Below are 12,172 nucleotides of genomic sequence, written 5' to 3'. Positions count from 1 at the left end.
CCCTCTCCCCGGAGGGGAGAGGGTTAGGAAAACCCCCACCGCTCATCCCCGCATTCCGACCGCTCGCCACGCCAGGACGCCGCTCCGGGGAGAGCACCACACGAAGGGTGAAACCCGGCCTACCGTGACGGCAGTTCCTTCCAAGGAGAGCTGTCATGGATCACGCCCTAACATTTGTGATCGCGACACTCTGCATCCTCGCCCTCTGCTACCGCTTCTACGGCGTGTTCTTTGTGCGCAAGGTGCTCCGTGCCGATGATTCCGAGGTGACGCCGTCCCACATCCTGGCCGACGGGCGAAACTATGTTCCCACCAAGAAGTGGGTGAACGCCGGCCAGCATTTCGCGGCGATCGCCGCCGCCGGCCCGCTGGTCGGCCCCGTGCTGGCCGCGCAGTTCGGCTATCTGCCGAGCTTCCTGTGGCTGCTGATCGGCTGCGTCATCGGCGGCGCGGTGCACGACACGGTCGTGCTGTTCGCCTCGATGAAGCATAAGGGCCAGTCGCTGTCGGAGGTAGCCAAGGCCGAACTCGGCCCGGTCGCCGGCTGGTGCACCGGTCTGGCGATGCTGTTCATCATCACCATCACCATGGCCGGCCTGTCGATGGTCGTCGTCCATGCGCTGGAGCGCAACGCCTGGGGCGCCTTCGCCGTCTTCATGACGATTCCGATCGCCGTCGCGCTCGGCCTCTACGAGAAGATCACCGGCTCGTCCAAGGGTGCCACCCAGGTCGGCATCGCCGCCATCGCCGCCTCCGTCTTCGCCGGTCCCTACATCCAGGGCACGGTGCTGGGCAGCTGGCTGACGCTGCACGCCGAGACGGTCGCGCTGATCCTGCCGATCTACGCCTTCTTCGCCACGGCGCTGCCGGTGTGGATGCTGCTGACCCCGCGCGGCTACCTGTCGAGCTTCATGAAGATCGGCGTGTTCGGCGCGCTCGTCGTCGGCGTCGTCTTCATCAACCCGGAAATCCGCTTCCCCGCGCTCACCGACTTCATCCATGGCGGCGGCCCGGTGCTGGCCGGCCCGGTGTGGCCGTTCATCTCGATCACCATCGCCTGCGGCGCCATCTCCGGCTTCCACGCCTTCATCGGCTCGGGCACCACGCCGAAGCTGATCGACAAATGGAGCGACATCCGCACCGTGGCCTTCGGCGGCATGCTAGCGGAATGCGTGGTCGGCGTCATGGCGCTGATCGCCGCCACCTCCCTGCACCCGGCCGACTATTTCGCCATCAACTCCTCGCCCGCCGCCTTCCAGGCCCTGAACATGCAGGTCGTCGATCTGCCGCGGCTCAGCCAGGAAATCGGTCTCGACCTCTACGGCCGCACCGGTGGTGCTGTGACGCTCGCCGTCGGCATGACGGAAATCTTCACCCGCATCCCGTGGTTCGGCACGCTGGCCTCCTACTTCTTCCAGTTCGTCGTGATGTTCGAGGCGGTGTTCATCCTGACCGCCGTGGACAGCGGCACCCGCGTGGCCCGCTATCTGATCCAGGACCTGGGTGGCGACCTCTATGCCCCGCTGAAGCGTCTCGACTGGGTGCCCGGTTCGATCGCCGCGAGCGTGCTGGCCTGCGTGGCCTGGGGCTACCTGCTGACGTCGGGCGACATCAACTCGGTGTGGGCGCTGTTCGGGGTGTCGAACCAGCTGATGGCCTCGGTCGGCCTGATCATCGGCGCCACGATCATCCTGCGCCTCGGCCAGAAACGGGTCTACATGCTGACTTGCCTCGTCCCGCTGGCCTACCTGTTCGTGACGGTGAACTACGCCGGCTACTGGATGATCACCAACGTCTATCTGAACCCGCTGGCCAAGGGCTACAACGTCTTCAACGCCGGCATCTCGATCATCATGCTGTCGCTGGGCTTCGTGATCCTGATCGCCGCCCTCAAGAAGTGGAAGGAACTCCTGCGCATCCGCAAGGACACCCTGCCTGAGACGCTGATCGCCACCCCGGCCGAATAGCCGGACACCGGGCAAGCCGCCCCAAGACGACCAAGCGCTCAACCGGAAGAGGTATCGCTGCTCCCCCAGCGGTACCTCTTCTGCGTTTCTGTGGAATGGCTGGGACGCCACCGATTCCGCGAATTACAAGGGTTGATTCGCCGTCCGGCGGGTGCCATCCAAGGGCCGGCGCCGTGGCCTCCCGGCTGCGGCGCCGGTTTGTCGTGAAGGGAACGGGTGGTCGGACACATGCCGCAGGTTGCACGGTCGGTACTTTCGCTCCTGCTCGGGGTCGCTTTCCTGATGCTGGGCAACGGCGCGCTCAGCACGCTCATCGGCCTGCGGCTGGCCGGCACGGAGTCCGGCGCGGTCGCGGTGGGCCTGATCACCGCGGCCTTCTACACCGGGCTCACCGGCGGCTCCCTGTTTGCCCACCGGGTCATCACGCGGGTCGGCCACATCCGCGCCTTCGCCGCCTTCGCTTCCGTCCTGTCGGCGGCGGCACTGTCGCATGCGCTGTTCGAAGCGGTTCCCGTGTGGACCGTTTTGCGGCTGGCCGAGGGCTTCTGCATGGCCGGCCTCTACATCTGCATCGAAAGCTGGCTGAACGGCACGGCCAACAACGAGACGCGCGGGCAGATCCTGTCGCTCTACATGGTCACGCTCTACGCCGCCTCGGCGGTGGGCCAGCAGTTGCTGCAGCTGGACGACGAGACGGGCGTGCGCATCTTCATGCTGATCGCCATCCTGCTGACGCTCGCCCTCGTGCCGGTGGCGCTGACGCGGACCACGCCGCCGACCCTGCCGAACGTCGAATCCTACGGCCTGCGGCGGCTGTACGAGGCGTCCCCGCTGGGAGTCGTCGGCGTCTTCATCAGCGGGACGGTCACCGGCTCGATCTACGGCCTCGCCCCGGTGTTCGGCGCGGCCTCCGGCATCGGGGTGTCGGGGACGGCGCTGTTCATGAGCACCCTGATCCTGGGCGGGGTGGCGCTGCAATGGCCGCTGGGGCGGCTGTCCGACCGCTTCGACCGGCGCGCCGTCATCATCGGTCTGTCGGCGGCGCTGGCGCTGGTCAGCGTCGGCATGATCCTGGCGGACGGCAGCGGGCGCCAGGAGACGCTGCTGCTGGTGGCGCCGTTCTTCGGTGGGCTGGCCTTCACGCTCTACCCGGTCTGCGCCGCCCACACCAACGACCACGCCGGGCCGGACAACGTGGTGTCGGTGAGCGGCGGCCTGATCCTCGCCAACTCGGTGGGAGCGATCATCGGGCCGCCGCTGGCCTCGGCCGCCATGGGCTTCGCCGGGCCGGAGGCGCTGTTCGGCTTCATCGCGGCGGGGGCGGGCTCGGCGACGCTCTACGGCCTGTGGCGCACGCGCATGCGCCCGCCGCCGCCGGCCGAGGCGCAAGCGAGCTTCCGCCCGCTGCCCCAGACGACGCCGACCGTCACCCCGCTCGACCCCGTCGGGCCGCCCCGGCCGGAGTTGGCGGCGGGGGATTGAGGGGGGCGGTGTGACGCCCTCTCCCCCCTGGGGAGAGGGTTTGGGTGAGGGGGATTTACGCCCGACAGGGCGGAGGATAACCTCCACTGCTCAAAGTGGATCGCCTTCGGCGCCCCCTCATCCTGGCCTTCTCCCCAGGGGGGAGAAGGAATGGGGTCACTCCTCAACCTTCGCCGGGGCGGTGGGCTGCCAGGGGAAGGCGCCCATCGGGCCCATGCCGACGCGGTCGCGCGGGATCGCCACGTCGCTCTGCATGTAGAGGGCGATCAGCTCGGCCAGCGAGCGCAGCGAGTCCGCGTGGATGCGCTCGTACCCGTGGGAGCTGTCGATCCCGAAGCAGACCAGCGCCGTGCGGATGTCGTTGCCGGCCTCGATGGCGGCGGCGCTGTCGCAGCGGTAATAGCGGAAGACGTCGCGCTGATGCTCGATCTCGTGCTGCTGGCACAGCGACAGCAGCTTGTGCGTCAGGTGATAGTCGAAGGGGCCGGTGCTGTCGGCCATGGCGACGGTCACGCCGAACTCGCGGCTGTTCTGGCCCATGGCGGTGGTGCCGTTGTCGATGGTCACCATCTCCGCCACGTCCTTGTGCAGCACCGACGAGGCGCCGGAGCCGACCTCCTCCGAGATGGTCAGCAGCAGATGGCAGTCCACCGGCAGCGGCAGCTTGGCGTCCAGCACCGCCTTGGCGGCGGCGAAGATCACCGCCACACCCGCCTTGTCGTCGAGATGGCGGGAGTTGATGAAGCCGCTGGCGTCGAATTCCGCCTGCGGGTCGATGGCCACGAAGTCGCCGACGTTGAAGCCGTGGACCTGCAATTCCGCCAGCGTCTCGCAACGGGCGTCCACCCGGATCTCCAAGTTGGTCCAGGCCACCGGCTGGGTGTCGATCTCCTCGTTGAAGGTGTGGCCGGACGCCTTCAGCGGCAGGATGGTGCCGCGGTAGCTGCCCTTGTCGGTGTAGACGGTGCAGCGCGCCCCTTCGGCGAAGCGCGCCGACCAAGTGCCGATGGGCACGACCTCCAGCCGGCCGTTCGGCTTCAGCATCTTCACCTGGGCGCCCAGCGTGTCGAGATGGGCGACCACGGCGCGGTCGGGGCTGTACTGCCGCCCCGCCAGATCGGCGCGGATCGCGCCGCGCCGGGTCAGCTCGAAGGGGATGCCCAGACGGTGCAGCTCGTCGCCGCAGAAATGCACGATCTGGTCGGTGTATCCGGTCGGGCTCGGGATCTCCAGCAGGCGGCGGAGAAGGCCCGTCAGATAGTCCATGTCGATGACCGGACGGACGATTCCGGTCCGCGTCAAGGCTGCCTGCTCCATACCACCTCCTGAACGTCACGCCCGCGGATCGACCGCGGAGTAGGGGAAGAGAAGATCGAGGAAGCGTTCGGCGGTCGGCTGCGGTTCGTGGTTGGCAAGGCCGGGCCGCTCGTTCGCCTCGATGATCGCGTAATCGGACCCCATCAGGTCGGGGATCAGCAGATCCAGGCCGACCACCGGAATGTCGAGCGCGCGCGCCGCTTCCACCGCCGCCTCCACCACGCGGTGGTGCAGGCGGTCGGTGATGTCGTGCAGCGTGCCGCCCGTGTGCAGGTTGGCCGTCTTGCGCACGGCCAGCGTCTGCCCCTCCGGAAGGACCGAGTCCATGGAGAAACCGGCGTCGCGCACGCAACGTTCCGTCTCCTCGTCCATCGGGATGCGGCTTTCCCCGCCGGTGGCGGCGGCGCGACGGCGGCTCTGCGCCTCGATCAGCTGCGAGATCGTCCGCTCGCCGGTGCCGACGATCTCCGCCGGGCGGCGCACCGCCGCGGCGACGACGCGGTAGTCGATGACCAGGATGCGCACGTCCTGGCCCTGCACGAACTGCTCCAGCAGGACCGTGTCGCAGATCTTCTTCGCCTTTCCCACGGCCCAGGCCAGAGTCTCCGCGTCGCGCACATCCACGGTAATGCCCTGGCCCTGCTCGCCGCGGGCGGGCTTCACCACGACGCTGCCGTGGCGCTCCAGGAAGGCGGCGTTGTCATCCATGCCGTCCGCGGTCATCTGGTCCGGCACCGACAGGCCGGCCCGCAGCAGCGTGCGCCGGGTCACCGCCTTGTCGTCGCAGCGGAACAGCGCCACCGCCGAGGTCAGCTCGCTGAGGCTTTCGCGGCACAGGATGCTGCGCCCGCCGAAGCTCAGGCGGAACAGGTTGGACTCCGCGTCCACCACCTCCACCCCGATGCCGCGGCGCCGGGCCTCGTTGATGATGATCATGGCGTAGGGGTTGAGGCTGGCCTCCACCGCCGGGCCGGCGAACAGCTTCTCGTTGATCGGGTTCTTGGTCTTCAGCGCGAAGACCGGCACCCGCCGGAAGCCCAGCTTTTCGTAGAGCGCGATGGCGTTGGCGTTGTCGTGCAGGACCGACAGGTCCATGAAGCTGCGCCCGCGGTCCTTGAAATGCTCGGCCAGCGCGCGGACCAGCGCTTCGCCGATGCCGGGATAGGCCGCCTGGGGATCGACCGCCAGACACCACAGGGAGGAACCGTTCTGCGGGTCCTTGAAGGCGCGGACATGGTCCACCCCGGTGACCGAACCGATGACCGCCCCGCTGACCGGATCGGTGGCGATCAGGTGGGTCAGCACGCGGCTGTCGCGCTCCGACCAGCAGAATTCCGGGTCCATGGTGACCATGCCGCGGGCGCCGTAGATGCGGTTCACGGCGTCGACGTCCTGGCGGCCGCGCAGCTTTTCGATGGCGAAGCCGCGCGTCTCGCCGCCCGGCCGGAAGCCGGCCAGCCGCAGGCGGTAGGTGTGGGAGGGGTCGAGGAACAGCTCGGTCGGCGCCTGGGCCAGCGCCACATGCGGGTCCTCCAGGTACAGCGCGATGTCGCGCCGCCCCGGCCCCTCCTGACGCATCGCCGCGATCAGCTCGCCGACGTCGGGAAAGGTGTTGGCGAACAGCAGGCGGCCCCAGCCGCAATTCACCACCGCGCGCGGCGTCGGCCCAAACCCTGCCCCCGTCCGGCGGTTCGGGCGCGGTGAATCTTCGTCCATCAGGGCGGAGACCAGGGCGCGTTCGATCCGGAAAGGCGTCTGGGTGCGATTCTGCATCGTCATCATGCGGTGTTCAGATCCCGTGGGTTTGCAGCCAGAACTCCAGCAGGGCGGCCTGCCAGAGCTTCGAACCGCGAAGCGGCGTGATGTGGGTTTCCGGATCGCTGAACAGCCGGTCCAGATAGGCCGGCTGGAACAGAGCACGCTCCCGCGCGGCGGGCTGGTTCAGCACGTCGCGCACCAGCTCCAGATAGGGGCCGCGCAGGTACTTCAGCGCCGGAACGGGGAAATAGCCCTTGGGCCGGTCGATGACCTCGGAGGGGACGACCTTGCGCGCCGCCTCCTTCAGCACGTATTTGCCGCCGTCGCGCACCTTCAGCTCCGGCGGGACGCGGGCGGCCAGCTCGACCAGATCGTGGTCGAGGAAGGGGACGCGCCCCTCCAGCCCCCAGGCCATGGTCATGTTGTCGACCCGTTTCACCGGGTCGTCGACCAGCATGACCGTGGTGTCGAGGCGCAGCGCCTTGTCCACCGGACGGTCGGCGCCGGGCCGGGCGAAATGGGCGGCGACGAAGGCGCTCGCCGCGTCCTCGTCGGCCAGATACTGCGGGTTCAGCGCCTCGGCCATCTCCGCGCGGTTGCGGTCGAAGAAGACCTTGGCGTAGGTAGACAGCGGGTCGGCCGCCTCCATCATCGGCGGGTACCAGTGGTAGCCGGCGAAGATCTCGTCGGCGCCCTGGCCGCTCTGCACCACCTTCACATGCTTGGCGACCTCCTGCGACAGCAGGAAGAAGCCGATGGCGTCGTGGCTGACCATCGGTTCCGACATCGCCCGCACGCAGTCCTGAAGGGCGGGCAGGGCGCGGTTGCTGTCGATGAACAGCTTGTGATGGTCGGTCTGGAAGCGCTGGGCGATCAGGTCGGAATATTGGAACTCGTCGCCCTTCTCCTGTCCCACGGTTTCGAAGCCGATGGAGAAGGTCTGCAGGCCGGTCTGCCCGGCCTCGGCCAGCAGGGCGACGATGACCGAGCTGTCCAGCCCGCCCGACAGCAGCACGCCGACCGGCACGTCGGCGACCAGACGCCGCTCCACCGCCTTGCGCAGCGTGGACAGCACGGCGTCCTGCCAGTCGCCCTCCGACATCCGTTCGTCGCCGGGCTGCGGGCCGAAGACCGGCTCCCAATAGGTTTCCTCGATGCGGCGCCCGTCCGGCTCCAGGGTCAGCAGGGTGGCCGGCGGCAGCTTGCGCACGCCCTTCAGGATGGTCCCCGGCGCCGGCACGACGGCGTGGAAGCTCATATACTGGTAGAGCCCCACCGGGTCGATCGCCGTGTCGATGTCGCCACCGGCCAGCAGGGCGGGCAGGGTGGAGGCGAAGCGCAGCCGCCCCGCCGTTTCGGACAGGTAGAGCGGCTTGATGCCCAGCCGGTCGCGGCCCAGCGTGACGCGCCCGCTGTCGCGCTCCCAGATGGCGAAGGCGAACATGCCGTAGAGCCGTTCGACGAAGCGGCGGCCCCAGGCGTGATAGGCTTTCAGCAGGACTTCGGTGTCGCCGTGCGAGAAGAAGCGGTAGCCCTTGGCTTCCAGCTCCGCCCGCAGTTCCGGGTAATTGTAGATGCAGCCGTTGAAGACGATGCCGAGGCCCAGTTCGGGGTCGGTCATCGGCTGCTGCGCCGCCTCGGACAGGTCGATGATGCTCAGCCGCCGGTGGCCGAAGGCCATTCTGCCATGGGCGAAGACGCCTTGCCCGTCGGGGCCGCGCAACGCCAGGGCTTCGGTCATCGAGCCGACCGCGGACGCGGAGGCCGGGCGAGAATCGAAGCGGATTTCCCCGCTGATGCCGCACATTGTAAGAAATATCTCCGTATTCGAATGGACTGGACGCCGGCAAAAAACGCTCGAAAAGGGCGAAGGACCGGCGCCACCCCTCAACAGGCGTGCAGCTTGATCGTCGCAAGGTTGGGGCCTGCCTTGCACAGGGTATCGGGGGTAGGGCGCGCCGAACGACCGGAGGGGAGCGGTCCGAAAAGGGGGTATCGGGGTTACCCCATAAGGCCGAGGTCGGCGCGCGGCCGGGGAAAGCCAGGGGGGACCGCAGCCCAAAGCGCATTGGTGGGGCTGGTCTTTTTGGGGCTAACCATTTTGCGTCGATAAACGGAGATTAGACGTCTAATCGCGCGGCGCTCAGCGCTGCGGCCAGTTCGCGGGCGGCGTGGCGCAGGGCGCCCGGCTCGTGCCCGGTGAAGCCCAGCATCAGCGCCTGCAACGGCGGAGCGGCGATGTGCATCGGGCTGACCGGGCGGACGGCGATGCCGTGCCGGGCCGCCACCGCCTCCACGTCGCGGTCCGACAGGCCGGGGCGCAGCCGGGCGATCAGCTTCATCCCCTGCTCCGGCACCTCCGCCTCCATCCAGGGGGAGAGATGGGCGCCGATGGCATCGGCCAGCGCGTCCCGCGCGGCCGTGTAGCGGCGGCGCATGCGGCGCAGATGCGGGCCGAAATGACCCCCGTTCAGGAAATCCGTCACCACGCCCGTGTAGAGCGTCGCCGGGTGCCAGTCGGTCAGGCGACGCATAGCGAGCACCGGGTCCAACAACTCGGGCGGCAGGACGGCGTAGCCGAGCCGCAGGCCGGGAAACAGAACCTTGCTGAAGGTGCCGACGTAGATCACCCGCCCGCCACCGTCGATCCCCTGGAGCGAGGCCAGTGGACGGCCCGCGTAGCGGAACTCGCTGTCGTAATCGTCCTCCAGCACCCAGGCGCCGGCCGTGCGCGCCCAGGCCAGCAACTCCATCCGCCGCGCCATCGACAGCACGACCCCCAGCGGGTAGTGAGAGGACGGGGTGACGTAGGCCAACCGGGCGTCCGGCGCCGCGGCGACTCCCTCCGCCACCGCCATCCCCTGCCCATCGACGGGCACCGGCACGATGTGGGCCCGTGCCGCTTCCAGCGCGGCGCGCACCGCGGGGTAGCAGGGGTCTTCCAGCCACACCGGATCACCCGGCCGCAGCAGCACCCGCAGCACGAGGTCGATGGCCTGCTGGGCGCCGGCGGTGATCACCACCTGCTCCGGTTCGCAGCGCACCGCCCGCGCCGTCTGGAGATAGCGGGCGATGGCCTCCCGCAGCGCCGGCGGTCCGCCGGGCTCGCCGTAGCCGAGCATCTCCGGATCGGGCCGTTGCAGGTGCCGCAGGGTCAGGCTGCGCCAGATCCGCAAACTGCGCTCATCCAGCGCGCAACGCCCCGTGCTGAAGGGCAGAGCGCCGAAGGGGTTGGCCGGCGGTGGCGAGGGCGCGCGGCGGGGCGGTTCCGGCGGTGGGATCTCCAGCCCGTCCGGCAGGTCGCCGGACACGAAGCTGCCCGCCCCGACGCGCCCCTCGATGAAGCCCTCGGCCAGAAGCTGCTCATAGGCGGCGACCACCGTGTTGCGGGCGACGCCGAGCCGTTCGGCGAGCGCACGCGTCGGCGGCAGCTTCCCTCCGGGCGGCAGGGCGCCGGACAGGATGGCCCGGCGCAACGCGCCATAGACCTGCCGCAGCAGCGGTTCCCCACCCGTCCGGTCGATGGGGACAAGCATCAGGTCGGAGAGATCGGCGGGCATCGGATTGGTCCAGTCGACAAGGTCGGAATTGGCTCTCACGCCGGACCAATGGCTAGGCTCTAATGGCGCCGTTGTCCACCGCCGCGAAGAGAATTCCGCGATGTCCGAGGCCGTTTCGTCCGAAAGCTATCCCGTCACCGACCGCAACCGGGTGAAGCGCCTGCACGAGCGGGCCCGCTACGACCGGGAAACGGTCCACGCCATCCTCGACGGCGCGATGATCGCCCACATCGCCTACGTGATCGACGGGCAACCCTACTGCACGCCCACGGCCTTCTGGCGGGAGGGCGAGCATCTCTATTGGCACGGGTCCGCGGCCAGCCGGATGCTGCGGGCGCAGCGCGACGGCCTGCCGGTCTGCCTGACCGTCACGCATCTCGACAGCCTCGTGCTGGCGCGCAGCGGGTTCAACCACTCGGCGGATTACCGGTCCGCCATGTGCTTCGGCACCGCCCGCATCGTCGAGGAGGCCAAGGCCAAGGCCCGCGCGCTCGACGCCATGGTCGACCGCTTCTATCCGGGGCGCAGCGCCGACCTGCGGGCCAGCACGGCGCAGGAGATCAAGGCGACCATGGTGGTCGGCATGGAGATCGAGGAGGCGAGCGCCAAGGTCCGGGGCAAGGGCCTGTCCGACGAGGGCGAGGACATGGACTTGCCCATCTACACGGCCCGCTACCCGGTGGTTCAGGTGATCGGCGCCGCCGAACCTTGCCCGCGGCTTCCCGCCGGCACGCCGGTCCCGCCGGGGCAGGCGGGCTTCACCGCCGGCCGCCGGCTGGACGAGCTGATGCTGGAGAACCACCGCATCCGGTTCGGTGGGGAGTGACGCGTCCCGTTACCGTGTCCGGCGCCACTCGCCGTCAATGGTGTAGGGCGTCGAGCGGCGACGGTGGGTCCGGCCGCCCTGCGAGTGAGGACCGTCCAGATGCTCGGCCAGGATCGCCATGTTCTTGCGGTTGGCCTTCCAGAACACGTCGGCGATGTTGCCGGCCACCGGAACGGCGCTGATCAGGCTGTCCATCGCCACGTTGCCGACCATGCGCAGCAGCTTGCCGCGCGGCACGCCGAGCCTCCAGGCCTCGCGGATGAGATAGCCGGACACCGCCGTGGTGGCGAGGTTGCCGAAGCCCGGCACCAGACCCAGCACGGCGTCGGCGCCGAAGGTGATGTTGGTGCCCGGCACGCGGACGGCGCTGTCCATCATCCGCGCCAGCCATTCCAGCCGCTGGCGCGCCGCGAGATGCGCGGTCTCGCCGTAGGCGGAACCGTAACGGAACGAAGAAAAAGAGGTAGCGGTCATACGGACCCTCCAGAAGGGGACGGCTGCGCCGTCCGCTCAAGTGAAGGGCTCCGACATCGCGGTCCGTACCAAGTGGACCGCCAGAGGGGCCCGGAGCCAGTCCCGCACAGATGGCCCGGTCGTCCCGCCCACGCAAGACCCACCCGGTACATTTTCGTATGAGTACGGTGGATTCATCCCCGATTTCTCGGGGGCTCACAAAAGCATCAGGAAGGCCGGCAGGCCGCCCAGAACCGCCCCCTGGGCCCCGCCCCACAGGACGTCGCCCTGCTCCACCGACCGGCGCAGCGCCGGGTTGGTGCCGCGCAGCTGGCACAGGGCGAAGATGGCCGCGTTCATTGGGCCGGCCAGGGCGAACCACAGGATCCAGGAGGGCATGCCGCCGAGCCACACGGCGGGCGCGAGCATCAGGGCGGTGCGCCCGGTCCAGGACAGGCCGCGGAACAGCAGCGCTTCCCAGGACCAGACCCCGCGCGGACCGACCGGGCCGAAGGGCAAAAGATGTTGCCCGACGAGCGTCGCTCCGGCGGTGGCCACGCCGACCACCAGCGCCTGATTGATCGGCATGGCCAGCGACCACAGGGCGGTGCTCAGCAGGGTCGCCGGAACGCTCCACAGCAGCAGGCGGGACAGGGCGCCCGTCTGGCGGCTGAGCGCGCTGAGAAAGAAGCTGCCGAGCAGGGAACAGGTGACGGTGAGCAGGACGGCGGCGAACAGCAGATAGTCGATGACGAACTGTTCGGTCAGCATCACCATGGCCGTGCTCCCCCATCGGTTCTTTGTTCGTA

At 68.9% G+C, this 12,172-nt stretch carries 9 protein-coding genes; 3 read left to right on the top strand and 6 right to left on the bottom strand.

The window, feature by feature from the left end; genetic code table 11:
• The first annotated feature begins 155 nt into the window (after positions 1–155).
• Together DXK32_RS00355 and DXK32_RS00350 are read left to right on the top strand one after the other, a co-directional pair.
• The gene (locus DXK32_RS00355; protein WP_035679491.1) at positions 156–1,967 is read left to right on the top strand and encodes a carbon starvation CstA family protein; all 1,812 of its coding nucleotides are present in this window, start codon (positions 156–158) and stop codon (positions 1,965–1,967) included.
• A gap of 228 nt (positions 1,968–2,195) precedes the next feature.
• Positions 2,196–3,449: an MFS transporter gene (locus DXK32_RS00350; RefSeq protein WP_114856679.1), complete on the top strand. Its 1,254-nt coding sequence runs from the start codon at positions 2,196–2,198 to the stop codon at positions 3,447–3,449.
• Positions 3,450–3,605: 156 nt separating this feature from the next.
• Here the strand turns inward: DXK32_RS00350 and DXK32_RS00345 are convergent, their stop codons facing one another.
• The 4 genes from DXK32_RS00345 to DXK32_RS00330 form a co-directional block, all read right to left on the bottom strand.
• Positions 3,606–4,751, bottom strand: a complete 1,146-nt coding sequence (locus DXK32_RS00345; RefSeq protein ID WP_432612337.1) for an osmoprotectant NAGGN system M42 family peptidase — start codon at positions 4,749–4,751, stop codon at positions 3,606–3,608.
• A 30-nt stretch (positions 4,752–4,781) separates the two neighbouring features.
• Positions 4,782–6,548, bottom strand: coding sequence for an N-acetylglutaminylglutamine synthetase (gene ngg, locus DXK32_RS00340; protein WP_114856678.1), 1,767 nt, complete (start codon positions 6,546–6,548; stop codon positions 4,782–4,784).
• A 7-nt stretch (positions 6,549–6,555) separates the two neighbouring features.
• Positions 6,556–8,331, bottom strand: a complete 1,776-nt coding sequence (locus DXK32_RS00335; protein ID WP_114856677.1) for an N-acetylglutaminylglutamine amidotransferase — start codon at positions 8,329–8,331, stop codon at positions 6,556–6,558.
• A gap of 313 nt (positions 8,332–8,644) precedes the next feature.
• On the bottom strand, positions 8,645–10,084 hold the full coding sequence (locus DXK32_RS00330; protein ID WP_114856676.1) for a PLP-dependent aminotransferase family protein: 1,440 nt from the start codon (positions 10,082–10,084) through the stop codon (positions 8,645–8,647).
• 100 nt (positions 10,085–10,184) lie between these two features.
• Between DXK32_RS00330 and DXK32_RS00325 the strand changes: the two genes are divergently transcribed.
• On the top strand, positions 10,185–10,910 hold the full coding sequence (locus DXK32_RS00325) for a pyridoxamine 5'-phosphate oxidase family protein (protein ID WP_114856675.1): 726 nt from the start codon (positions 10,185–10,187) through the stop codon (positions 10,908–10,910).
• Between the two features lie 9 nt (positions 10,911–10,919).
• Here the strand turns inward: DXK32_RS00325 and DXK32_RS00320 are convergent, their stop codons facing one another.
• Both DXK32_RS00320 and DXK32_RS00315 read right to left on the bottom strand, forming a co-directional pair.
• On the bottom strand, positions 10,920–11,384 hold the full coding sequence (locus DXK32_RS00320) for a DUF4112 domain-containing protein (RefSeq protein WP_114856674.1): 465 nt from the start codon (positions 11,382–11,384) through the stop codon (positions 10,920–10,922).
• Positions 11,385–11,579: 195 nt separating this feature from the next.
• Positions 11,580–12,140: a hypothetical protein gene (locus DXK32_RS00315; RefSeq protein WP_014241751.1), complete on the bottom strand. Its 561-nt coding sequence runs from the start codon at positions 12,138–12,140 to the stop codon at positions 11,580–11,582.
• Positions 12,141–12,172 lie beyond the last annotated feature (32 nt).

Origin of the sequence: Azospirillum brasilense, from assembly GCF_003349955.1 — a bacterium.
In the GTDB taxonomy this organism is placed as follows: domain Bacteria; phylum Pseudomonadota; class Alphaproteobacteria; order Azospirillales; family Azospirillaceae; genus Azospirillum; species Azospirillum brasilense_B.
Note: the sequence above shows the minus strand (reverse complement) of the source record. Positions and strands in the feature narration are given on the sequence as shown.